This is a genomic window from Paludibacter sp. (assembly GCF_009712605.1).
Taxonomy (GTDB): Bacteria; Bacteroidota; Bacteroidia; order Bacteroidales; family Paludibacteraceae; genus Microbacter.
In genome coordinates this window covers 373,669-396,670 of record NZ_WASO01000015.1, presented here as the reverse complement: position 1 = coordinate 396,670, position 23,002 = coordinate 373,669, and the positions used below count along the sequence as shown (strand labels likewise).

Genomic DNA, 23,002 nt, shown 5'->3' with positions numbered 1-23,002 from the left:
GTCCTCCCTTATGATTTTTTCACTGCGTGGCCGCCAAACTGATTCCGCATGGCTGCCAGTAATTTCATTGCATACGAATTTTCCTGACGCGACTGAAAACGAGCAAAAAGCGAAGAGGTGATAACCTGTGCCGGAACGTCAAAATCCATGGCCGTTTGTACCGTCCAGCGACCTTCGCCACTATCGGCCACCCATGGTTGCAAATCGCTCAATTCCTGATCATTTTCAAGTGCATTACCGATCAGTTCGAGCAACCACGAGCGCACCACCGAACCATTCATCCAAACTTTCGCCACCTTTTCCAGATCAACATTGTAAGGCGAATTCTTCATTATTTCAAAACCTTCGGCATAGGCCTGCATCATCCCGTATTCGATGCCATTATGCACCATCTTGGTCATATGCCCGGCACCGCTTTCTCCACAATAGATGTATCCGTTTTCGGGAGCCAGACTTTTAAAGATTGGCTCTGCAAAATCACAAGCTTCTTTCGGTCCGCCATACATCAGACAATAACCATTTTGCAGACCCCACACGCCACCGCTGGTACCGCAATCAATATAATGAATTCCCTTTGCCTTGAGCTTTTCTCCACGAGCAACAGAATCGCGCCAGTAGCTATTACCACCATCCACGATAATATCACCTTCCTGAAGCAATTCTGACAATGCATCCAAATTGATATCCACCGGTTTTCCAGAAGGCACCATCAGCCACACCAGTTTTTTACCGTCCAACTTGCCAACCAAATCTTTCAGATCGGAAGCTGCAATAGCGCCAGCCGCAACAGCCTCATCGACTTCCGGTTGAGTAAGATTATATACCACCACCTGATGACCATCATTTAGCAGGCGCTGTACCATCTTACCGCCCATCTTGCCTAAACCTATAAATCCTATTTTCATTGTTACAAAACTTTTATAAAATAAATATTGAACGGGATTTACCCGATAAAAAATATTCCGGCATTGTGTAAAACAAGCCGGATGAGTGATACAAAGATACGTTACGGAGAAGCGAAATGCAATTGAGAAGGGTAAAAAAACGTAAAGAAACCGATAGGTTAAGTACTTTGCAGAATAAATTTGATAATGGTTGAAAAACTTCTATTTTTGTGAAAAAATATACAGAATGGATTCAATTACCGAATTATACCGGATAGGATACGGACCTTCCAGCAGTCACACGATGGCTCCCTCCAAAGCAGCTGCCATGTTTATGGAAAAACATCCTGAGACTAACCATTTCAAAGTGACATTATACGGAAGTCTGGCTGCAACGGGCAAAGGTCACCTTACCGACAAAGCGATTCTGGATCAAATGAAAGGCAAACAGGTAGAAATTGTATGGGAACCGAAAACGTTCTTACCCTACCATCCGAATGGCATGAAATTCGAAGCCCTGAATGGTGACGGAAACAGCGCCGATACCTGGCAGGTTTTCAGCGTAGGCGGCGGAGCTCTTGCAGAAGAAGGGCAATCGCAAACTAAAAACGCGATCTATCCATTCACCACCATGGAAGAAGTTCTCACTTACTGCGACAAAGAAGGATTGGCATTCTGGCAAGTCGTTGAACAATTTGAAGGGGAGGCAATCAACGATTTTCTGAAGAAAGTTTGGAAAACTATGTGCGATGCTGTGGAACGGGGAATTGAAAACGAAGGAACATTGCCCGGTATATTAAAACTACCACGGAAAGCACCCAACTATTATGTAAAAGCAAAAGGCTACAGCGAATCGTTGCAACGCCGTGGAATGGTATATGCCTTTGCATTGGCCGTAGCCGAAGAAAACGCAGCGGGAGGACTTATTGTAACCGCTCCTACCTGTGGTGCCTGTGCAGTAGTTCCAGCCGTACTTTACCAACTAAAAAAATACCACAATTTTTCCGAAGCCCGCATTTTGAGAGCTTTAGCAACTGCCGGTCTGATTGGTAATTTAGTAAAAACAAATGCCTCTATTTCGGGTGCCGATGTAGGATGCCAGGGAGAAATAGGCACCGCCTGTTCAATGGCAGCAGCCGCGGCCACCCAACTTTTTGGAGGGACAAATACTCAAATAGAATATGCCGCAGAAATGGGTATGGAGCATCATCTGGGGCTCACCTGCGATCCGGTGGCCGGATTGGTACAAATACCTTGCATCGAGAGAAATGCTATGGCTGCAGATCGTGCTTTCAACTGCTGTACCTACTCGTTGCTTTCGGATGGAAAACACCGTATTTCCTTCGACCAAATTTGCAAAACGATGCTGCGCACAGGGAAAGACCTTGCCGCATCATATAAAGAAACAGCGCAAGGTGGTCTGGCTATATTGAAGAATATCTGCTGATTTCTATTCTAAAATTAAAAAGAGGCTGTCTAAAAATAGATATTGATTTTGGAATAACTTACGATTCGAAAGTAGATCATTGTTTGTTTTTTACCCCAACCCCTGAAGGGGCTATAAATCTGCTATTTTTATTGGCGTAAAAGTCCCCTTCAGGGGATTTAGGGGTATAAAAATGAGATTACCTTTCTGCTTATAAGTTTATCAATAGCAATATTGGATTTTTAAACAACCTCTTTCTTTTCTGTCATTTATTTTTTAACCAGATCCATGCCACACTTCGGACATTTGCCGGGATGATCAGACACCACATCCGTATCCATCGGACAGGTATAGACCACCTTTGCGGTTGGAGCCGATTCTTTTACTGCCTCGCTCTTTTGAGCCGATTTGCCACAAGAAGCAATTGCAACTACACCCGCAATTGCCATCATCACAAAAATTGTTTTAGTCTTCATAATTATTTGTATTACAATTTATAACTCTTTCTTCACCAAATTCATACCACATTTAGGACATTTACCCGGATGATCCAAGACAATGTCAGCATCTTCTTTCATCGGACAAACGTAGACTATCTTTTTATGTTGCATGTTCGTCTTCTTTGCTGTCTTTTCTCCGGCAACCACTGGCGCCGTTTCAGGATGATTCATCATACTCGGCTTGCCTGCCAATTGTGCTGCCGCATCGACACTAAACACACCGTTGGTGACCACATTTTCGCCTTCGTGTAAACCTGCCGTTACAATAATGCTCTCGCCCAAATCGGTACCGAGGGTCACGTTACGCATTTCAAAAGAGGGTGTAGCGGCATTTGGCACTTTGACGTAAACCACCGAACGCGTACCGGTCCAAAGCACTGCCGAACGCGGAACGATCAGATCGGAAGCATTGCCTTTCAATTTTGCTTTCAACACACCCGAAGCCAGCATTCCCGGTTTGAAAAGCGCATTCCGGTTCGGAGCTTCCACCCTGATTTTGACCGTGCGCGAACGGCTGTCGACCATAGGAGAAACGAACGACACTCTGCCGGAAAATTCTTTGCCGGGCATAGACTGAAGTTCGTACGAGAGATTATCGCCTGCCTTAATCCATGGTAGATCCGTTTCGTAAACATCGAACAACACCCACAGCCGCGACAAATCCGTCACCTCGTACAACGCGGCACCCTGCGACACATAATCGCCCTGATTGACCATCTTTTTGGTTACCACACCCGAGGTTGTCGCCTTCACTTCAAATTCCGTCACCGGACGCCCGCCATTTTCCACCGCGTTGATCTGAGCCGGAGTCAATTTCCACTGACGAAGCTTTTCGCGGGCAGCCTCTAATGCTCCGGGCACGCTACCGTTCAGTTTCTTCGCCTCCAACAATTCCTGTTGCGCCTGCACCAACTCTGGAGAATAGACAATAGCAATGGTTTGCCCTTGCACTACCCTGTCGCCGGTAAAATTGATCAACAGTTTATCGATACGCCCCGGTAAATGCGCCGGCAGTACCGATACGGCACGTTCGTCGTTTTCCACCCGTCCGTAAAGCCTGATCTCTTTTGCAGCAGCGCCTTTCATAACCGGTGAGGTCTGAATATTAGCCGTCTGCACGGCATCTTCCGACAAGGTAATGACTGCCGGATTCTGAGCTTCATTATTTTGCTGCAACGGAATAAGATCCATGCCGCAAAGAGGACATTTCCCCGGATGATCCTGCCGGATCTGCGGGTGCATAGAACAAGTCCATATTTGTTTGGCGCTTTCGGATTTTTGAGCGGCAACCGGATAATTTTGGGATGAATGAGAAAAGAACAACCATCCCAATCCCAGCCCGACCACAAAAATCAGCGCCCATTGGATATATTTATTTCGAATCATAATTTTTTAAGATCAAAGAGTCAAGAACCAAGATTCAAGACTATTATGTTTTCACTGTGTACTGAATACTGTTTACTGAGTACTGAACATTATTTTGCCACCAGTTTCTGCAATTCCGCATACGCAATCCGTTTGTCGGTTTGAGCCTGCAACAAAGAAATCCGGTAGTCGAGCAACGATTGTTGCGTGCGCAGCAGCTCGTCGAAACCGCTACCGGAAACAGCAAACTGCGTTCGCAGCAGATTGAACCGCTGCTGCGTCAGCTCCCTGTTTTGCGTTGCAAGTCGCAGATTTCGATTGGCTTCGTCGATGGCCAATTGCGTATCGGTCAATTCCATGAAGAGCATATTCTGCACGTTCACTGCATTTTCCAAAGCCGATTGCTCCAGCAATTGCGCTTCATGCACCGCAGCCGTATACTTTTTCCGGTAAAGTGGCAACTTAACCGACAACATGGGCATCACCATATCCTTGCCATTCATCGACGAGGTGCTCATCTCACTTTTTTGCACTACCGTATAATTCAGCCCGATACCTACCATCGGATAGCCCATTTTCCGGTTCATCACCTGACGGTAGCGATAAGCAGCAATATCGGATTGTGACATTTTCAGCATCGGATTGTTCTGCTTGATGGAATCAAACAAAGCAGCACTCTGATAATCACCATCCGGAACCGGCAGTTCTTTCGGCAAATCGACCGGTGCGTCCGGTACCCGATTGAGCAACAAATTGAACTGCGTTGCCATCACCGTACGGCGCTGCTTCAACGAAGCAATCGCATTTTCGAGTGTTCCGGTTTCTGTCCGCAATTGCAACAAATCGTTCAAAGCCGATCCGGCTTTGCTCATGGAGCTGCTGCTACCCATTGCCGGAGCCGAACGGGCGCTTCCCCCACTACCATCATCGGCATTCATGCCCATACCCCCTTTTTGCGACGATGGTTCGCTCGTTACTGATCGTGAAGCGGTTGATGCGACACTACCATTCTCACTGCCAAGTTTCGCCAGCAACAATTTTTCGATACTTTGGAGCAACACCAAGGTTGAATCGTTGACGATGATTTGCCGGTCAGTAAACCAGAGTTGAAAATAGCTCTTTCGTACGTTGTAGAACAATTCCTCTTTCTCGGCACGGAAAGCCTCAAAATCGGATTGAGCCATCTGCGCCGTCTCGTTTTTTGCTGCTTTCAGCGTACCCGACCATGGAAACATCTGCATCAACTGAATCTGCGCCCGCTGCTTGCCGCCCAACACCTCCATCGGTTCGATGAAATAGCCGAATGACAGATCGGGATCGGGCAATGCGCCGACCTGAGGCACCTTCTGCAACGCAGCCAGATACTTGTTGTACTTAGACTTCAGTGCCGGATTGTTTTGAGCGGCAATCTTCAAATAGCCATCCAGTGAATCCTGCGCCTTAGCCGTTCCAGCAACAAAAACAAATAGCATGAACAACAATATTGTTTTCATAAGCAAATAATAAATTTCAACCATTAAGGCTTTAAGACGGTTATCTTTCATATGTCTAAACATTTTAATGGTTTATAATTTGCTTCTTCACTTCCCGTTCTCTCCAGATCGACTGCAAAACCGGCACAACATACATGGTCATGATCTGGATAATCATTCCTCCGAAAGTTGGAATTGCCATCGGAACCATAATATCAGCGCCTTTTCCTGTCGACGTCAGAACGGGTAACAGGGCAATAATGGCTACGGCTGCCGTCATCATCGCTGGACGCACCCGTTTTTTACCGGCTTCAACCACCGCTTCACGAACGGCAAGTACCGTAGTGGGTTTCCGTTCTTCGAAAATCTGGTGAATGTAAGTTCCCATAATCACGCCGTCGTTGGTAGCCAATCCGAACAGAGCAATAAAACCAACCCAGACCGCCACGCTCAGGTTGACCGGATGCATCTGAAACAGGTCGCGCATGTTGACTCCGGTAAACGAAAAGTTGAGAAACCACCCCTGGCCATAAAGCCATAGCATGATAAAACCTCCCGCAAAAGCCACAAAAACACCCGAAAAGTGGATACACGAGGCGGTTATGGTTTTGAATTGTCGGTACAGAATCAGAAAGATAAGTAATAAACTGATTGGAATAACAATAGACAACCGCTTAGTGGCACGGATTTCCTGCTCGTAATTACCTGCAAACTGGTAAGTAACGCCTTTGCCAAGTTTAAGTTTGCCTGCATCGATCTGTTGTTTCAGGAATTTATCGGCCTGGTTGACCACATCCACTTCGGCAAACTGCGGTTTTCGGTCGAAAGTAACATATCCGGTCAGGAACGTATTCTCGCTCCGGATCATCTGCGGACCGCTTGCATACTCAATTTTGGCGAGTTCTCCCAGCGGGATCTGCGAACCATCTGTCATGGCCGGAACAAGGATATGCTTTAGGTCTTCGGGCGTCGAGCGCAATTCACGGGCATAACGCACCCGTACCGGAAAGCGTTCGCGGCCTTCCACGGTAGTACTCAGTGCCATTCCGCCCACAGCCGACAGAATCACATCCTGCACCTCTTTCACACTCAATCCGTAACGAGCAATCGCCTCACGATCAATATTTATCAAGAGGTAAGGAGCTCCAACCCCGCGTTCGGCAAACACCGAAGAGGCCTGCACAGACGACACCTGTTTCAACTGCTGCTCGATGGCAATGCCGTTCTTTTCTATCGTCTCCAGATCGGGACCATAAATTTTAATCCCCATCGGAGCCCGCATGCCCGTAGAAAGCATCACTAAACGAGTTTCAATCGGTTGCAGTTTAGGGGCAGAAGTCAGTCCCGGCAGTTGCGTCACCTTCACAATCTCCTGCCAGATATCGTCCGGTTTATGAATCTGCGGTCGCCATTGACGGAAATAATTACCATGAACCGCCGGAATCAACAATGAGGTATCGATAGCTACAAAGCCCTGTTTGTTCGGATCGTAAGTCGTATTGTTTTTCAAGACATACGCTCCCGACGAATTTGTTTTGAACCGACGTCGATGTCCGTCCTGATCCAAAATATATTCCGGCTTGTAATTGATCACATTTTCAAACATCTGAGTGTTTGCCGGATCGAGCGCGGAGTTGACCCGTCCCCATTTTCCAACCGAAATCTCCACTTCGGGGATAGATGCCAATCGCCGGTCGAGCTGCTTTTCATACTCGATATTGCGTTCCACTCCGGCATGCGGCATACTGGTAGGCATCAGCAAAAATGAACCTTCGTTGAGCGAGGGCATAAATTCTTTGCCGATACCCGGAAAAACGGAAGTCACCTTTTGCCAACCGCTACTCTGGCGAATGTGCCAGCCCGTTTTTTCAATACCGTCGGCAGCAAAACCGAAAATACGATCGACTCCCAGCCATATCACAATACCAAACAAAAGGGTAATTACCGGAATTGCCAAAAACTTCACCTTGTGTGCCAGACACCAGCGCAATACCGGTTCGTAGTAATGTACCATCAAGGACAGCAGGGTCAGTACGATGCCGACGATCAGAACGATAAAGATGAAATTGAGAGCAAAATGGTTTTGAGCGCCCAAGGGCAACCACTCTTCCGTCAGATAGTACAGCGCAAACAGAATGGCAATTACAAGGTTGACATACTTCTGATACCGTTGCCATGGATCTTTCCACAAGTGAGCGGTCAAATTATTGATACCGACCAACGTCAGAGCCAAAGCCGTCCACGTTTCCCATACGATGGAGAAAAGGAGTCCGGCAACGATCAAAATACCGTTACCGCTTTTTCGTGACCTACGGGTATCCAGCCTCAGCGAAAAAATCCATTTGGCAAGGGTCGGCAATACCATCAGGCCAAGCAACATGGAAGCCACAATGGCAAAGGTTTTGGTGAAAGCCAACGGACGAAACAGCTTTCCTTCGGCAGCCTCCATGGCAAATACCGGCAAAAAACTGATAATTGTCGTCAGCAGAGCCGTAATGATTGCCGGAGCCACCTCAATGGTTGCCTTAAGTATCAGTTCGTCGTATTGTTTCTTCGGAAGATTCCTGTTTTCGGGCAGTTCGAGATGCCGGACGATATTTTCGGTAAAGACAATGCCGATATCCACCATCACCCCGATAGCAATGGCAATACCCGACAGCGCCACGATATTGGCATCCACTCCGACCAACCGCATCACGATAAAGGTCATCAACACGGCTATTGGCAACAACCCGGAGATGATTGCCGATGCCCGCAGGTTGGTCACTAATACAATGATAACGATAATACAGATCAGAATTTCGTGCGTGAGAGCCGTTTCGAGCGTTCCAATGGTTTCGCGTATCAATCCCGTACGATCATAAAATGGCACGACAGTCACTTTACTCACTGTTCCATCGGGCAGTGTTTTCGACGGCAGCGACTGTTCCATCTCTGCAATCTTCTTTTTGACATTGGAAATCACCTCCAGCGGATTCGACTTGTAGCGTGCCACCACTACTCCACCGACTGCTTCGATACCATTTTTATCCAATCCGCCACGGCGTGTTGCCGGGCCGAAAGTAACATTGCCGATCTGTTTGACAGTAATCGGCGTATTATCCTCACTGACGGCAACAACAGCTTTTTCAATGTCTGCGAGTGATTTAACGTAACCTAATCCACGAATCACATACTCCACCTGATTCATCTCCATGGTTTCCGCTCCAATATCGAGGTTGGAATTTTGCACCGCTTTCATCACATCCATCACCGTCACGCCATAGGTTTTCATGGCATCGGGATTGAGGTCGATCTGATACTCTTTCACAAAACCTCCGATGCTACCCACTTCCGACACGCCATCGGCCGACGCGAGCGAATATTTCACATAATAATCCTGAAGGGTACGCAACTCCTGCGGATCCCAGCCCCCGACAGGCTTGCCGGTTTTAGGGTTCCGTCCTTCGAGCGTGTACCAATATACCTGTCCGAGTGCCGTGGCATCGGGACCCAACGAGGGTTTGACCCCTTCGGGTAACGTGCCGGGCGGCAACGAACTCAACTTTTCGAGCACCCGCGAACGACTCCAGTAAAACTCCACGTTATCCTTGAAAATAATGTAGATAAACGACATACCAAACATGGAAGTACTCCGTATCGTTTTCACGCCCGGAATTCCCATCAACGATGTCGTTAAAGGATAAGTGATTTGATCCTGGATGTCTTTCGGCGAGCGACCCATCCATTCGGTGGCTACAATCTGCTGATTCTCCCCGTAATCCGGTATGGCATCCACCGGTACCGGATCACGCGGAAGAAATGAGATGTTCCAATCGAAGGGAGCTGTAATAATTCCCCAGACAACGAAAATAACGAGCAAAATAGTCGTTATCAGTTTATTCCGGAGAAAGAAACCGATAATCCGATTGTTCATAAAATGTACGATTGACTATTGACAATGTATCATTGAATCTGAAATCACATCGAACTCGTCTTGACTTTTTTGGAACAATGTATTTTGTTCTTAATTTTCATCTTCTGACCCCTCCTAACCTCCCCTAAATGGGGAGGAATTCGTCCTTAAAACGAAAAATATTGTGCATTACACAAGGTTACAGCCCCCATTTTGGGGGTTGGGGGTCAAAAAACAAAAAGTCAAGATGACTTCATCATTATGAAAATTCAATTGGCACATTGGCATATTAAAAATTTAGCACATTTATTTTCCTCTCGGATATTTGCAGCAACCAGGCAGCGCATTGTAAGTTTTTGCGTCGGCTTTGTACTTTTCAGTATCGTGACCGACGGCAGCAATGGCCTTACTTACCTTATCGACGTTGGTTTTGCTTGCATCGAAGGTGATTTTAAGCATCTTGGTCGACTGGTTCCAGTCGGCGGTAGTTACACCTGCAGTTTTGGCTGCTTTTTCGATACGGATTTTACAAGATTCACAATTGCCTGATACTTTCAGAGAAGCCGTTTGAACTGTTTTCTGCGCATTGAGTTGAGCTGCAAATGCCACGATAATGGCTATGAGGATATATTTGATTGATTTCATGATTTTTGAATTTGAAAATTTGGAAATTTGAAGATTTGAAAATGACAACTGCATATGCAAATTTCATTGGCACATGGACTAATTGGCATATTTTAGCTTCGCTGATCTTCGATTCAAATTGAATTCTGCTTCGACGTGTTATACGCGAAGATACGACAAGAAATTTCGGATCAGTACAATCCGGAATAATCATTCAATCAAATCAAAAGGACGGATTTCAGGCTAAGCAGGTGCCTGGAGGAGTACAAAGGGGGTGGACAAACGTGTTCTGTCGTAACGACGGGACGTTCGAAAATTGCGGATAACAGCTGACTGTTGGGTAAATCAACATGCCATGTAAAATCAGCATTGACGGAAATCTTCGCTATCTGGTCGTTCAGATCTATTTGCAGTCGGGTGATCTTGCAGCAATCTTTCGTTCCGGTGTGTGACATATGCCCGCACGACATCGGTTTTGGGGTCGAGTGCTTTGCTGAACAGCAATCGGCATCAGCTGCCTTTTCAACAGGCGCAACAGGTTGATTGGCCATGCAAAGTTCTTTTGCAATTTCGCCGATACCTTTTATGCTGCACTCATGACAACAGTAATGAATGTAGTTTACACCGCTGCCTACCAGAAATACAACGCCGGCAAGCAAGGTGATGGTGACATATCGGAACATTTGCTTCATCGGCTACAAAGATACGTTCCGATAAGAGGCAATTGCCAACCCTTAGATAAGCTTTTGTGTTTTTTAAGAAAAAAGAGAGGTAGAAAATAAAAAAGTCCCGAAACCGGGACTCCTGTTATAAATCTTCCAAGCGTTTCAGATCGTAGTACATGATGCGGGCATCGGAGTCTACGTCGTCATTCGTAATGTAGTAAAACCCGTTTTTCTCATAGAATGGAAGCGATTCCTTGATCCCCTCCACCGTTAGAAAACGGCAACCGGTAAAGCGGTTGGTCATCAGCCAGCGTTTCACAAAATCAACCACGGCCGTACCGACCTGCTGGTGTTGATAATACTTTGAAACACCCAACTGTACCATCTTAACCGCCGGATAACTAATGTATTTCTTTCCGATAGGCAGATATTCGAAAAAATATTTCTTCCATCTTCCGGTGATTGGCGTCGACTCAAGCGTAATTCTGTCGTTTGTCAGGGCCACGAAAGCAATCGTTTCATCAGCGTTCTCTATCAAATAAGTCACCGACAACAACTGTTTGTCGTACGATTTGGCTCCGTCAAAAAGGTATGAATTAACGTCTTCACGTCCACAATCGAAAGGCTTCAATTGAAGATCCTGAGTAAGACGAATCATCTTGCATGTGGAAAAATCCATGGCTTATCGAAAATTAGAAATAGCAGCTAACTGAGCAAAGTGATTAAACGTGCGCTCTTTTTCTACACGGCACGCTTTATTCATATCTGCCTCTTTCATTTCATTGATAAAATTAATCGCATCAATCCCTTTCAACACGGGAGTTTCTTTGTTCGGTTTGGTCATACTTTTGGTTAGATGAAAAAAGTCGGACAAAATTACAGCAAATAGTTTACAATGGTGTTGCTGTATTGCAAAAAATAGAGCACCAAGACATGCAAAAAATATTAACTAATTCAAACTGAATTAAAATTACCCACATATCTTTCAACAAATATCTAAAATCAATTAATTGACATTTTGCCTGTTAGAAAATTGGCAAACACATCCCGTTTGTAGTTTTTAAAGAATAAAAAATTAAGAAAACATAAGTTCAAAAGCGCTGACAAAAACTCCGCTTCACGGGATTTCAAAAGCAGGAAGCAACCACCTCTATTGAAAACTAATGCGTAACTTTGCATGTTACATAATCAAGCATCCATGTCCAATAAAGGAAATATTATAATCAAAGGAGCCAGAGTCAACAATCTCAAAAATATCGACATTGAGATTCCCCGCAACTCTCTGGTAGTCATCACAGGGCTATCCGGTTCCGGCAAATCATCATTAGCGTTCGACACGCTGTATGCCGAGGGACAACGCCGTTACGTAGAAAGTCTCTCTTCATATGCCCGGCAGTTTTTGGGTCGCATGAACAAGCCCGAGGTGGACTACATCAAAGGACTGCCTCCCGCTATTGCCATTCAGCAAAAGGTAAACACCCGCAATCCGCGCTCCACGGTAGGAACCTCCACCGAAATTTACGAATACATCAAACTGCTTTACTCCCGCGTGGGTAAAACCTACTCGCCGGTATCTGGCGAACCAGTCAAGAAACACACGGTGGAAGACGTGGTAGACTATTTTTCGGCTTTGCCGGAAGGAACTGCCGTCATCGTTATGGTTCCGTTTCTTGTTCCCGAAGGAAGGACAATCGAAAAACATGCAGAAATTCTTCAGAAGGAAGGCTTTAACCGATTGAAGGTCGGCGAAGAATTTATGCGCATTGCCGATGCCGTAAAAAACAGAGCTTTGAAAACTAAAGCCGAGATTTTTGTGGTGGTCGACCGCCTTGCTGCTCAAACCGACAAGGAAACCCTCAGCCGACTGGCTGACTCGGTAGAAACTGCCTTTTTTGAAGGAAAAAACAATTGTGTACTTGAGGTACAAGCCGAAGAAGGCACTCACCAACAACTCTTTTCCAAGTCGTTTGAGGCAGACGGCATCACCTTTGAAGAGCCGTCGGAACAGTTATTCAGTTTCAACAGTCCGGTGGGAGCCTGCCCCCGTTGCGAAGGATTTGGCAAGGTAATTGGTATCGACGAAAATCTGGTAATTCCGAACAAACAACTATCTGTTTACGAAGATGCGGTCATTTGCTGGCGCGGCGAAGTAATGGGCGAATGGAAGAAGCAGGTGGTGGCAGGAGCACGCAAAGCCGGGTTCCCGATTCATCACCCCTACATTGACCTGACCAAAGAGGAGAAGGAGATGCTTTGGAAAGGATGTCAATATTTTGAAGGTATCGACGCATTTTTCCGCTTTCTGGAAGCCAATCAGTACAAAATACAATACCGTGTGATGCTGGCCCGCTACCGGGGAAAAACCATCTGCCCCGAATGCCACGGCACCCGCCTGAAAAAAGAGTCACAGTGGGTAAAGATCGGCGGCAAATCCATCTCCGAACTGGTAGAATTGCCCATGTCGGAACTCAAACTGTTTTTCGATGTGATTGAACTGAACGAGCAAGAGAAGCAGATCACCAAACGACTGCTTGTCGAAATCAACAACCGCATACAGTTCCTGCTCGATGTAGGGCTGGGCTACCTCACGCTGAACCGACTCTCCAACACGCTGTCGGGCGGTGAAAGCCAGCGCATCAACTTAGCCACCTCATTGGGCAGCAGCCTCGTGGGCTCGCTTTACATCCTTGATGAACCGAGCATCGGGCTGCACTCACGCGATACGGCTCTACTGGTGAAAGTGTTGAAACAGTTGCGCAATTTGGGCAATACCGTGGTAGTGGTAGAACACGACGAAGATATTATCCGTGCCGCCGACTACATCATTGACATTGGTCCGAATGCCGGACGGTTGGGCGGCGAAGTGGTGCTGGCATCGCCCCTACCGGTACCACAAAATATTATCTCTAAAACAAATCAGTCGCATACACTCAATTACCTTGCCGGAACGGAGAAAATTCCCGTACCTGCCAAACGCCGCAAGTGGAACAACTACATTGAGGTAAAGGGAGCCAACGAGAACAACCTGAAGAATATTTCGGTGCGTTTTCCGCTCAACGTAATGACGGTGGTTACCGGTGTGAGTGGTAGCGGCAAGTCGTCGCTGGTGCGCGACATTCTTTATCCTGCGTTGAAAAAACATTACGGCGGCGTCGCCGAACATGTCGGCGTTTACGGCCAACTCGACGGCAGTATGCACCTCGCCAACGACATCGAATTTGTGGATCAGAACCCGATCGGCAAATCGTCGCGCTCCAACCCGGTAACCTACATGAAAGCCTACGACGAGATCCGTCGCCTCTTTGCCGAACAACAGCTATCCAAACAGATGGGCTTTTCCGCATCGCACTTCTCGTTCAACGTGGAAGGCGGACGCTGCGAAGAGTGTCAGGGCGAGGGAACTATCACTGTGGAGATGCAATTTATGGCCGACATCACTCTCGAGTGTGAACATTGCCACGGCAAACGGTTCAAATCGGATGTGCTGGAGGTGATGTACAACGGTGCCAGTATCTTCGACGTGCTGGAGATGACTGTCGACCAGTCCATCGAGTTTTTCGCCGAAGGCAAAGGGCTTACCGAAAAGAAAATTGTAAAACGGTTGAAACCCCTGCAGGATGTAGGACTTGGTTATATCAAACTGGGACAGGCATCGAGCACCCTCTCGGGTGGTGAAAGCCAGCGCGTGAAACTGGCTTCGTTCCTCTCCGAAGAGAAGACATCGCCCATGCTCTTCGTGTTCGACGAACCAACCACCGGATTGCACTTCCACGACATCAAAACGCTGATGAAGGCCTTCGATGCGCTGATCGACCGCGGACACACTGTCATCATCATCGAGCACAACATGGAGGTGATTAAATGCGCCGACCACATCATCGACCTCGGACCCGAAAGCGGTGCCGGCGGCGGTGAAATCGTTTTCGAGGGTACGCCTGAAAAGCTGGTGCAATGCGAGAAGTCATATACCGGCATGTTTTTAGAGAAAGAGTTAAAATAGAACAATCTAAAAGCAACAGGTATGGTATATTACATCATCAAAGTATTGATTTCGGCCATTCTGATTGTGGCCATCTCCGAGATTTCAAAACGAAGTTCACTGGTGGGCAGCATCTTTGCTTCCATTCCGCTCCTCTCGTTGATGGCTTTCGTGTGGATGTATATCGACACCAAGGATGTGCACAAAATTGCCGATCTTTCCTCGGGCATCTTTTGGCTGGTAATTCCTTCGCTGAGTTTCTTTATACTATTCCCGGTACTGTTGCGTAAAGGAATGAACTTTTATCTATCGCTCGTCCTTTCTACCTTAGTGATGGTGTTACTCTATTTTGGAATGATCTATCTATTGAAAAAGTGCGGGGTGAATTTGTGAGAAAGCTATCTTTTCGTTTCAATATTAAAAGGATAAGAAAAAGCACAATAAAACATTCACATCAAGCCAATTTACAATGAATTTAACTGATGCCTTAAATTGTTACTGTTCTAAATATCTAGATAATAGAAATTGGTATCAATGGAAGATCCAAGAGGATTATTTTCATGCCAATTTTGGAATAACCCTTGAAGGTGAAACTTGCTTTGACAAAACAGTAGAATTGAAAAAGAAATTACATGAGTTATGGGAAAGCGAGAGCGATAGTGACAAACGCAAACGTATTATTAAGGCCTATATCTCTGTCTGGGGTGGAATCAAAAGGATTTCAAATGACACAATTGATGAATATATGGCACTGGCTCCAAAATCTCTTATTCGTCTTGGCAAAAAAGGAGTCGCTTCGTGGTCAAAAGCGTTGGTAATACATAACCCACAACAATATGCTATTTTCGATGCGAGAGTATCTCTTAGTTTGAATTGTTTACAGGAATTATACAGCATCGAAGACAAGCAATTATTTCCCATCTTAAGCAGTAGAAACAACAAAGTACTAGAAGGAAATAAAAGAATCAGCGATATATCGGGTAATTGGGAAAAACTGGACAATTCGGAATTTTACAATCACTACCTATTAATTTTAAAATCAGTTGCAGATCATAATCATACTGATATAGCAACTATTGAAATGCTATTGTTTGCAAAAGCTGAAGCAATTTGGAAGTGTCTAAAAATTAAAGGTAAAGATAACTACAATCTTCAAGCCGAACAATTTCATTCAAATAACCATCGCATGAAACTTTGTAGTTCCTGCCTGCTGGGACTTGTCTGCCGGTACAACGGAGAGAGCGTTCCTCATGAAAAAGTGTTGCGTCTGGCAGAAGAAGAGGTATTGATTCCGGTCTGTCCCGAACAGATGGGTGGCTTGCCTACCCCGCGTCCGGCGGTAGAGCTCAAAAATGGACGAGCAATTACATCCGACGGAGAAGACATAACCGCAAATTTTGAAGCGGGAGCCCGTCAGGTGCTAGAGATTGCGCGGTTGTACGGCATTGCCACTGTCATCCTCAAGCAACGGAGTCCCTCGTGCGGATGCGGACAAGTGTATGACGGAAACTTTTCGGGATCGGTCGTACCCGGCAACGGCATCACGGCTCAATTGCTATTAGATAACGGCATAAAAGTACTGACCGAAGAAGATTTGTAATAACCCATTTCAACCATTACGAAATTAAGAAACAGGAATAAAAAAACTTAATCACCTCAATTCCTTAATGGTAAAAAAAGACAACAACATAAACCTCACTATATTATGAAACTGAAATACGGAATGAATCCTTATCAGGATTATGCGGAAGTAATTGACCCGAAAGGCGCTTTGACGCTTAAAAACGGCAATCCGAGTGTAATTAACGTGCTGGATGCCCTCAACTCGTGGCAACTGGTAAAAGAAGCCAGCGCTACGCTGAATACCGAAGCTGCCACCTCGTTCAAACACGTAACACCATCGGGCGTGGCAGTTGCCAAAGTCCTGACCGAAGCCGAAAAAGGGGCCTACCTGATAAAAAACGAGCTCTCACCGCTGGCATCGGCATACGCACGAGCACGCGGCACCGACCGTCTGGCATCGTTCGGCGATTTTATTGCCCTTAGCCATCCGGTGGACAGGGCTACTGCATTGCTTATCAAATCGGAAGTGTGCGACGGCATTGTAGCTCCGGGCTACGAACCCGAAGCATTGGAGATTCTTGCCGCTAAGAAAAAAGGAGGCTTCGTGGTATTTGAAATCGATGCCGCTTACGAACCCGAAGAGGTAGAGTCGCGCGAGGTGTTCGGCATCACTGTGAAACAGAAACGAAACAACCTCCACGTTTCGGACGAAATGTTCTCCAAAGTAGTTACCGCCAACAAAAACGTACCGGCTAAAATCCTGAACGACCTGAAACTGGGTTTCATCACGCTGAAATATACCATGTCGAACTCCATTTGCGTGGTTAACAACGGCCATGTGATCGGCATCGGCTCCGGACAGCAATCGCGCATACTTTGCTCTGGGCTGGCATTAGGCAAAGCCAATATCTGGTACCAGAAATCGCAACTCGATTACTCGTTTCTGAAAGACCGCACCGACCTGAAACGTACCGACCTCGATCAACTAATTGAACAAAAACGCGAAGAAGCTTTCGGCAACCAGATTATGTTGAACCAGCTACCCGATTCATGTCTGCTATCGGATGGATTTTTCCCGCAGAAAGATAACATCGAACTGGCACACAAATACGGTGTCAAATATATCGCCACCCCGATGGGATCCATTCGCGATCAGGAAATTATCGACACTTGCGATAAATTGGGCATCACGCTAATCAACACCGGTGTGCGTTTGTTCCACCATTAATTTTCATCAACAAAATACGGGTCAACCCATCCAGAACTATGCTACAAGACAAAATAATAACGCAAATGCAACGCGACCGTTTTATTCAGGCGGTATGTGAATCAGGAATTGTATGGGGACTTCAAAGCGAAGAAGGATTTGCAATCACAGGCTCGAACGACTATGAAGACGAAAGCGGAGAACCCTTGCCATTGATTTGTTTCTGGTCGGGGAAAGCGCTTGCCAAAGCATGTGCGAAAGAAGAATGGTCGGGGTACGAACCGGTTGAGATTCTGTTGAGTGAATTTATAGAAACCTGGTGCATCGGCATGGCCAACGACAATATGATGGTGGGCCCCGATTTCGACCCGAATATGCACGGTATTGAAATCGACCCTCTCGAGTTGATTGTAGAACTGGCAAAAGAATTGAAGGCACAAGAGAAAACTCTTGTCCTTCAAAACTATGCCCACCTGAATGACCTTGTGACCGAAGTAGAAAAGATTCTGAACGAGTAAAAAAGCGGTATCTTTATAATCCGAAACATTGACGATTTATTGATGAAGTCTGTTTACTTACTAATCTTGATCGCATGAAAATTCCAGCTTCGTACCAGATTAAAGCTATCGACACATACACCATCGAACACGAGCCCATTTCGTCGGTTGACCTAATGCAGCGAGCTGCGGGAACAGCTGCCGAGTGGTTGTGGCAACACGCAGAATACGACACCTCATTTAAAGTACTTGCCGGCAATGGAAACAATGGAGGTGATGCTTTGGTGATTGCCATGCTGTTAGCCACAGCCGGCTTTAAAGTTGAGTGCTTTCTGTTCAACTACTCACAGAAGCTATCTCCCGATTGCGCATTTTACAGGGATGAAATTGCAAAAAAGACCGATCTTCGGTTTACAGAGATAACAGATCCGGGGTTTCTTCCAGAAGTAAAACCGGATGATTGGGTGATCGACGGACTTTTCGGCACCGGTCTGAATCGTCCGCTGAAAGAGCCTTTCGTCTCGCTGATCAGGCATATCAATGCCTCGGGAGCTACGGTCGTTTCCATCGACATTCCTTCCGGATTCTTCGGTGAAGATAACCAGCAAAACAATCCGGAGCATTGCATTCATGCAACTTATACGCTGTCGTTTCAGTTTCCAAAACTTGCTTTTTTGTTTGCCGAAAATAGCAAAGTGGTCGGAGACTGGCAGGTATTGCCTATCGGATTGCACCCACAAGCGATCGAAAAATGCCAGACAGCTTACTCCTTTGCGACCGGTGAAGAGATGGCGCAATTGCTGAAACCACGCGACCGGTTTGCCCACAAAGGCACCTTCGGTCATGCATTATTTGCAGGCGGAAGTAAGGGAAAAATGGGAGCCGTTGTATTGGCTGCCAGAAGCTGTCTTCGTAGTGGTGTCGGCTTATTGACGGTGCACATTCCCGCTTCAGGCAACGACATTCTTCAGATAAGCGTTCCGGAAGCGATGACGATTCCCGATGAAGGAGAAAACATCATTACGTCCGTGCTGCCGGGAGAGAAAATCAATGCCGTAGGAATCGGTTGCGGCATGGGAACCTCGACTGAGGCTACGCAGGCGCTGCACCAACTGTTGCAAACCTGCGACAAGCCGATGGTGATTGATGCCGATGCGCTCAACATTCTGGCACAGCATCCCGAATGGATGAAGCTTATACCCGCAAACTCAATCCTGACGCCCCACCCTGCCGAATTCGACCGACTGGCCGGAAAATCGACAACGGGCTACGAACGTTTGGAGAAAGCTCGCGATTTTGCCGTTAAAAACAAGGTTACTGTGGTGCTCAAAGGAGCCTACACCGCAGTTATCAACACAGACGGAGAGATCAGTTTCAACAGTACTGGTAATCCCGGCATGGCAACAGCAGGAAGCGGAGACACTTTAACGGGAATTTTATTAGCTTTGCAGGCGCAAGGTTATAATGCTTTCGATGCCGCTCGTCTGGGTGTTTTCCTGCATGGACTGGCAGGAGACATAGCTACCAGAACCATTGCGTTTGAAAGCATTACGGCTGGCGACATAACAGCCAGTCTCGGGTGTGCATTCAACGAATTGAGAAGTCAAACATCAAACAAACATAATTGAAATGATAAAATATTATTTGTTAACTGCCGCAATGTGCGTTGCGCCTTTTCTGTTTGCTCAGACAGAAGTGGTAAGCAGTCAGGAAAGAGCCGGATTTTCCAATGGAGTGATCTACAATCTGCCAAAAACGGTTTTGGGGATTGAAGTGGAAGCTGTAAAAACCATTAAACTGGCAGGACCATACTACCGCTATTCGGAACGGTATCTGGGCACAAAAGATGTGATTACAGAAAACAGCACCACATGGTCGGTAAAATCGGTTAAAATAGTGCTCAAATCTAAGCCGGACCCTAACAATAGTTTCACCGTAAAACTGGATCCTGCATCCGGTGCATCATACATCACCCTGACCCCCAATGGCACTTTGTTTGGAGTAAATATTCCCTTCAATCCGAACAAGATGAGCTCCTCTCCGGCTCCACAAAACGAGACAACTCCGAATCTTAGTTTCAGCGGAGCTGTGTTAAACGAAGAAGCATTGCAAGCTAATTCGGTAGCAAAAATGGCAGAACTTTCGGCCAAACAGATCTACCGCATCCGCGACAGCCGTCTGAACCTGATTACCGGCGACAACGACAAATTACCCGACGGAGACGCGCTGGCTCTGATGCTATCAAACCTCGACAAATCGGAAAAAGAACTGACTGCCCTTTTCGTTGGGAAAACAGTATCCGTATCGTCAACCATCACATTTGACGTGACACCTGAAAAACAGATGAAAAACGAAGTACTATTCAGACTTTCAACCTTAGGCGGAATAGTATCGAAAGATGATCTTAGCGGACAACCTTACTATATAAACGTTGCGGATATATCTGACAAAAATATTGCTACCAACCAAAAAAGCGGCCCAAGCGGATTGTATTACAGAATACCCGGCGTAGCAGACGTTTCCGTGATTGATCCGACGGGGAATATTCTCATTAACAAGAAGATAAATCTGGCACAATTTGGTACAGTACAAGCCTTATCTGCTTCTATCTTCAACAAAAACACAGTCAAAATCCAATTCGATCCACTTACCGGAGCATTGATCTCCATTGAGAAATAATCTGGGCAACCGCCAAAATAAAGGCGTCTTTCCTTTATAGGGAAGACGCCTTGTTTGTTTTCTCTGAAGTCAAGTGCTTATTTCTTTACAGCTTCTTTTGCAGCTTTCACAGTTTTATCTGCACTCTTTTTTACTTCAGTAGCTTTTTCTACTTTTTTACCGGTTTTTGATTCAACAGCTTTGGTTTCAGCGGCTTTTTTCACTTCACCAGCTTTAGCTTTGGTTGCTTCTTTGGTTGTTTTTGTTGTTGCTTCAGCAGCTTTTTTAGTCTCTGCTTTTTTAACTTCTTTGGCAGCCTTTACATCTGTTTTAGCTGCTTCTTTCACTGTCTTAGCATCTTTCTTCGTTTGAGTTACTGTAGCTTTAGCAGCATCTTTAGTGGTTTTTACTGTTTGAGCATTAGCAGCAAAAATGAAAGCTGCAGCAACCATTACGGAAACAATTAATTTTTTCATTCGATACAATTTTAAGGGTTAAACATGCGGAACAAAAATACATTCAAAAATCACAAATTGTTTTCCGACAAATACTTCTTTCAAGGTTAAAGTAGTTAATTTAACTTAAATATATTTTCAATTAGCTTTACTATCTCTACAAATATATTTCCACCGACCTCCCGATTTTACCAACGGAATGATTTCGTCTAATGAAGACCCGTTTCCCAATCCATATCTAATTCTGACAAAGGCTTTCGATTCATCGGGCGTTACTGCCTCATCAATAATGGTATAACTTTTCAAATCTCCATTTTTAGCGAAATATTTTGCCTCCTTTTCTTTCAGAGAAGTAATAAATTCTTTTTTGCATTGCTCTTTCTGCTCAGGCGTCGCATCCGGATCAGTTGCAAGATTTTCAGCTGCCCTTTCATATTGGCCCGATTGCATGCATTCAGCCAAATTTTCGGCTGCCGATGAGGGCGTAATCCCCACACAACTAACCAAAGTGAGAACAAAAAACGCAACGAACAATCCCAGATAAGGCTTCATACAGTATGATGTATATTACATGTGAAATATTCTTCAAGAATAAAAAAAGGAAACCGAAGCTTTCAGTTTCCTTTAAAAATGAGACTACGGAGAATTTATTTTTTCAACAAATCACGTATTTCAGCAAGAAGTTGTTCCTGTGCCGTAGGAGCCGGAGGCGCGGCAGGTGCTGCTTCCTGTTTCTTTTTCAGAGTATTAACACCCTTTATCAGTAAAAATATCACTAAGGCCAAAAGCATGAAGTTGATGGCGATAGTAATAAAATTACCGTAAGCAAAAATAGAAGATCCAGCAACTTTACGAGCCTCTGCCAAAGGAGTTCCCTCAACAATAGTTCCTTTCAGAACAATATAAAGGCTGCTAAAATCAGGTTTACCGATAATTGCCGAGATCAATGGCATAACCAAATCGTTTACCACTGAGTCAACAATTTTTCCAAAAGCGCCACCAATGATCACACCGACTGCCAGGTCAATCACATTGCCTCTCATGGCAAATTCCTTGAACTCTTTAATTAATCCCATAGATTTATGATTTAGAAGGTTTACAATTCAAGACTTTGCAAACAAAACGGAATGAGTTATTGTTTATTGTCCTCAATTTTAAACATTAATTTACTTGCAAAAATGCAATATTTTTTTCAGCAAAACAAGGGAAGTGTGCAATGTTGGATTTTTTAATTTGGCGTTAATTTTTCAAAACGCACGTGCCAAACAACTAAATTTTACAGATCTGAGTGGAATCATTGCACTCCATCAGCAGCGTTTCAATGGTTTTGTGAAATATAGGATGTATCAGCTGCGGTGCAATTTCGTTCATTGGAACCAATACGAACAAACGCAAATGAAGTCGTGGGTGAGGAACGGTGAGTGTCTCCGAATTAATTATCGAGTTGTCGTAAAACAATATATCAATATCCAAAGGTCGGTCTTCATAACCGCTTTTCGCTTTTTGTTGACGGCCTGAAACCTGTTCTATGTGTTTCAAGACATTCAACAAATCCAAAGGCTCAAGCGTGGTTGTTATGGAAAGAGCAAGGTTTACGAACTCATTGTTGGAGTTAAATCCCCATGGAGGAGTAGAGTAGAAAGAAGAGCACAATTCAACCTTTCCGCAACGCTGTTCTATTTCGCTGATTGCAACACTAAGATTGCGTTGCTTATCGCCCAGATTGGATCCCAGACTAAGATAGACTTTGCTCATAATGCGAGGTATTAAAAAAAGATAGTGAACAAACAGGCTTCCGCCATTTGTTCACTA

21 protein-coding genes are annotated in these 23,002 nt (G+C 45.5%); 8 read left to right on the top strand and 13 right to left on the bottom strand.

Annotated elements, in window-relative coordinates; all coding sequences use genetic code 11:
• Positions 1 to 8 precede the first annotated feature (8 nt).
• Positions 9 to 905: a phosphogluconate dehydrogenase (NAD(+)-dependent, decarboxylating) gene (gene gnd / locus F8N35_RS14055; RefSeq protein ID WP_293054319.1), complete on the bottom strand. Its 897-nt coding sequence runs from the start codon at positions 903 to 905 to the stop codon at positions 9 to 11.
• A gap of 226 nt (positions 906 to 1,131) precedes the next feature.
• Here gnd and F8N35_RS14050 point away from each other — a divergent pair, with 226 nt between their 5' ends.
• Positions 1,132 to 2,331, top strand: coding sequence for an L-serine ammonia-lyase (locus F8N35_RS14050; protein WP_293054317.1), 1,200 nt, complete (start codon positions 1,132 to 1,134; stop codon positions 2,329 to 2,331).
• Between the two features lie 248 nt (positions 2,332 to 2,579).
• On the opposite strand, the gene F8N35_RS14045 is transcribed toward F8N35_RS14050, so the two are convergent.
• The 8 genes from F8N35_RS14045 to F8N35_RS14010 all read right to left on the bottom strand — a co-directional run bounded on the left by F8N35_RS14045 (position 2,580) and on the right by F8N35_RS14010 (position 11,675).
• Entirely contained in the window at positions 2,580 to 2,786 is a 207-nt protein-coding gene (locus tag F8N35_RS14045) for a heavy metal-binding domain-containing protein (RefSeq protein ID WP_293054315.1), read from the bottom strand.
• 18 nt (positions 2,787 to 2,804) lie between these two features.
• Positions 2,805 to 4,196 (bottom strand): efflux RND transporter periplasmic adaptor subunit, encoded by a 1,392-nt coding sequence (locus F8N35_RS14040; RefSeq protein WP_293054312.1) that lies wholly within the window; start codon positions 4,194 to 4,196, stop codon positions 2,805 to 2,807.
• An 89-nt stretch (positions 4,197 to 4,285) separates the two neighbouring features.
• A complete protein-coding gene (locus F8N35_RS14035) occupies positions 4,286 to 5,668 on the bottom strand; it encodes a TolC family protein (protein WP_293054309.1) in 1,383 nt (460 codons plus the stop codon).
• Between the two features lie 64 nt (positions 5,669 to 5,732).
• Positions 5,733 to 9,563 carry an efflux RND transporter permease subunit gene (locus F8N35_RS14030; RefSeq protein WP_293054306.1) on the bottom strand — a complete coding sequence of 1,277 codons (3,831 nt, stop codon included), beginning with the start codon at positions 9,561 to 9,563 and terminating at the stop codon, positions 5,733 to 5,735.
• A 285-nt stretch (positions 9,564 to 9,848) separates the two neighbouring features.
• The gene (locus F8N35_RS14025) at positions 9,849 to 10,187 is read right to left on the bottom strand and encodes a cation transporter (protein ID WP_293054303.1); all 339 of its coding nucleotides are present in this window, start codon (positions 10,185 to 10,187) and stop codon (positions 9,849 to 9,851) included.
• A gap of 197 nt (positions 10,188 to 10,384) precedes the next feature.
• Positions 10,385 to 10,858: a hypothetical protein gene (locus F8N35_RS14020; RefSeq protein ID WP_293054301.1), complete on the bottom strand. Its 474-nt coding sequence runs from the start codon at positions 10,856 to 10,858 to the stop codon at positions 10,385 to 10,387.
• A gap of 115 nt (positions 10,859 to 10,973) precedes the next feature.
• Entirely contained in the window at positions 10,974 to 11,510 is a 537-nt protein-coding gene (locus F8N35_RS14015; RefSeq protein ID WP_293054299.1) for a GNAT family N-acetyltransferase, read from the bottom strand.
• 3 nt (positions 11,511 to 11,513) lie between these two features.
• On the bottom strand, positions 11,514 to 11,675 hold the full coding sequence (locus F8N35_RS14010) for a hypothetical protein (RefSeq protein WP_293054296.1): 162 nt from the start codon (positions 11,673 to 11,675) through the stop codon (positions 11,514 to 11,516).
• 354 nt (positions 11,676 to 12,029) lie between these two features.
• Here F8N35_RS14010 and uvrA point away from each other — a divergent pair, with 354 nt between their 5' ends.
• The 7 genes from uvrA (at position 12,030) to F8N35_RS13975 (ending at position 20,756) form a co-directional block, all read left to right on the top strand.
• Positions 12,030 to 14,831: an excinuclease ABC subunit UvrA gene (uvrA, locus tag F8N35_RS14005; protein WP_293054293.1), complete on the top strand. Its 2,802-nt coding sequence runs from the start codon at positions 12,030 to 12,032 to the stop codon at positions 14,829 to 14,831.
• Positions 14,832 to 14,852: 21 nt separating this feature from the next.
• Positions 14,853 to 15,203 (top strand): DUF3147 family protein, encoded by a 351-nt coding sequence (locus tag F8N35_RS14000; protein ID WP_293054290.1) that lies wholly within the window; start codon positions 14,853 to 14,855, stop codon positions 15,201 to 15,203.
• Between the two features lie 76 nt (positions 15,204 to 15,279).
• The gene (locus F8N35_RS13995; RefSeq protein ID WP_293054287.1) at positions 15,280 to 16,410 is read left to right on the top strand and encodes a DUF523 domain-containing protein; all 1,131 of its coding nucleotides are present in this window, start codon (positions 15,280 to 15,282) and stop codon (positions 16,408 to 16,410) included.
• Positions 16,411 to 16,515: 105 nt separating this feature from the next.
• Positions 16,516 to 17,601 (top strand): phosphoribosylaminoimidazolecarboxamide formyltransferase, encoded by a 1,086-nt coding sequence (locus F8N35_RS13990; protein WP_293054284.1) that lies wholly within the window; start codon positions 16,516 to 16,518, stop codon positions 17,599 to 17,601.
• Between the two features lie 65 nt (positions 17,602 to 17,666).
• Complete coding sequence (locus tag F8N35_RS13985; RefSeq protein ID WP_293054281.1) at positions 17,667 to 18,098, top strand: DUF2750 domain-containing protein; 432 nt, start codon at positions 17,667 to 17,669, stop codon at positions 18,096 to 18,098.
• A gap of 74 nt (positions 18,099 to 18,172) precedes the next feature.
• On the top strand, positions 18,173 to 19,705 hold the full coding sequence (locus F8N35_RS13980; RefSeq protein WP_293054278.1) for an NAD(P)H-hydrate dehydratase: 1,533 nt from the start codon (positions 18,173 to 18,175) through the stop codon (positions 19,703 to 19,705).
• Between the two features lies 1 nt (position 19,706).
• Entirely contained in the window at positions 19,707 to 20,756 is a 1,050-nt protein-coding gene (locus F8N35_RS13975; RefSeq protein WP_293054275.1) for a DUF4831 family protein, read from the top strand.
• Between the two features lie 77 nt (positions 20,757 to 20,833).
• Here the strand turns inward: F8N35_RS13975 and F8N35_RS13970 are convergent, their stop codons facing one another.
• From F8N35_RS13970 to folK, 4 genes are all read right to left on the bottom strand, one after another.
• Positions 20,834 to 21,211, bottom strand: coding sequence for a hypothetical protein (locus tag F8N35_RS13970; protein WP_293054272.1), 378 nt, complete (start codon positions 21,209 to 21,211; stop codon positions 20,834 to 20,836).
• 117 nt (positions 21,212 to 21,328) lie between these two features.
• Positions 21,329 to 21,742 (bottom strand): DUF4878 domain-containing protein, encoded by a 414-nt coding sequence (locus F8N35_RS13965; RefSeq protein WP_293054269.1) that lies wholly within the window; start codon positions 21,740 to 21,742, stop codon positions 21,329 to 21,331.
• Positions 21,743 to 21,837: 95 nt separating this feature from the next.
• The gene (mscL, locus tag F8N35_RS13960; RefSeq protein WP_293054266.1) at positions 21,838 to 22,266 is read right to left on the bottom strand and encodes a large conductance mechanosensitive channel protein MscL; all 429 of its coding nucleotides are present in this window, start codon (positions 22,264 to 22,266) and stop codon (positions 21,838 to 21,840) included.
• A 193-nt stretch (positions 22,267 to 22,459) separates the two neighbouring features.
• Positions 22,460 to 22,945, bottom strand: a complete 486-nt coding sequence (gene folK / locus F8N35_RS13955; RefSeq protein ID WP_293054263.1) for a 2-amino-4-hydroxy-6-hydroxymethyldihydropteridine diphosphokinase — start codon at positions 22,943 to 22,945, stop codon at positions 22,460 to 22,462.
• Between the last annotated feature and the right edge of the window lie 57 nt (positions 22,946 to 23,002).

Excerpts from the sequence above, each read along its gene's own strand:
- gnd (WP_293054319.1), bottom strand. The coding sequence starts at position 905 with ATGAAAATAGGATTTATAGGTTTAGGCAAGATGGGCGGTAAGATGGTA.
- F8N35_RS14050 (WP_293054317.1), top strand. The coding sequence starts at position 1,132 with ATGGATTCAATTACCGAATTATACCGGATAGGATACGGACCTTCCAGC.
- F8N35_RS14045 (WP_293054315.1), bottom strand. The coding sequence starts at position 2,786 with ATGAAGACTAAAACAATTTTTGTGATGATGGCAATTGCGGGTGTAGTT.
- F8N35_RS14040 (WP_293054312.1), bottom strand. The coding sequence starts at position 4,196 with ATGATTCGAAATAAATATATCCAATGGGCGCTGATTTTTGTGGTCGGG.
- F8N35_RS14035 (WP_293054309.1), bottom strand. The coding sequence starts at position 5,668 with ATGAAAACAATATTGTTGTTCATGCTATTTGTTTTTGTTGCTGGAACG.
- F8N35_RS14030 (WP_293054306.1), bottom strand. The coding sequence starts at position 9,563 with ATGAACAATCGGATTATCGGTTTCTTTCTCCGGAATAAACTGATAACG.
- F8N35_RS14025 (WP_293054303.1), bottom strand. The coding sequence starts at position 10,187 with ATGAAATCAATCAAATATATCCTCATAGCCATTATCGTGGCATTTGCA.
- F8N35_RS14020 (WP_293054301.1), bottom strand. The coding sequence starts at position 10,858 with ATGAAGCAAATGTTCCGATATGTCACCATCACCTTGCTTGCCGGCGTT.
- F8N35_RS14015 (WP_293054299.1), bottom strand. The coding sequence starts at position 11,510 with ATGGATTTTTCCACATGCAAGATGATTCGTCTTACTCAGGATCTTCAA.
- F8N35_RS14010 (WP_293054296.1), bottom strand. The coding sequence starts at position 11,675 with ATGACCAAACCGAACAAAGAAACTCCCGTGTTGAAAGGGATTGATGCG.
- uvrA (WP_293054293.1), top strand. The coding sequence starts at position 12,030 with ATGTCCAATAAAGGAAATATTATAATCAAAGGAGCCAGAGTCAACAAT.
- F8N35_RS14000 (WP_293054290.1), top strand. The coding sequence starts at position 14,853 with ATGGTATATTACATCATCAAAGTATTGATTTCGGCCATTCTGATTGTG.
- F8N35_RS13995 (WP_293054287.1), top strand. The coding sequence starts at position 15,280 with ATGAATTTAACTGATGCCTTAAATTGTTACTGTTCTAAATATCTAGAT.
- F8N35_RS13990 (WP_293054284.1), top strand. The coding sequence starts at position 16,516 with ATGAAACTGAAATACGGAATGAATCCTTATCAGGATTATGCGGAAGTA.
- F8N35_RS13985 (WP_293054281.1), top strand. The coding sequence starts at position 17,667 with ATGCAACGCGACCGTTTTATTCAGGCGGTATGTGAATCAGGAATTGTA.
- F8N35_RS13980 (WP_293054278.1), top strand. The coding sequence starts at position 18,173 with ATGAAAATTCCAGCTTCGTACCAGATTAAAGCTATCGACACATACACC.
- F8N35_RS13975 (WP_293054275.1), top strand. The coding sequence starts at position 19,707 with ATGATAAAATATTATTTGTTAACTGCCGCAATGTGCGTTGCGCCTTTT.
- F8N35_RS13970 (WP_293054272.1), bottom strand. The coding sequence starts at position 21,211 with ATGAAAAAATTAATTGTTTCCGTAATGGTTGCTGCAGCTTTCATTTTT.
- F8N35_RS13965 (WP_293054269.1), bottom strand. The coding sequence starts at position 21,742 with ATGAAGCCTTATCTGGGATTGTTCGTTGCGTTTTTTGTTCTCACTTTG.
- mscL (WP_293054266.1), bottom strand. The coding sequence starts at position 22,266 with ATGGGATTAATTAAAGAGTTCAAGGAATTTGCCATGAGAGGCAATGTG.
- folK (WP_293054263.1), bottom strand. The coding sequence starts at position 22,945 with ATGAGCAAAGTCTATCTTAGTCTGGGATCCAATCTGGGCGATAAGCAA.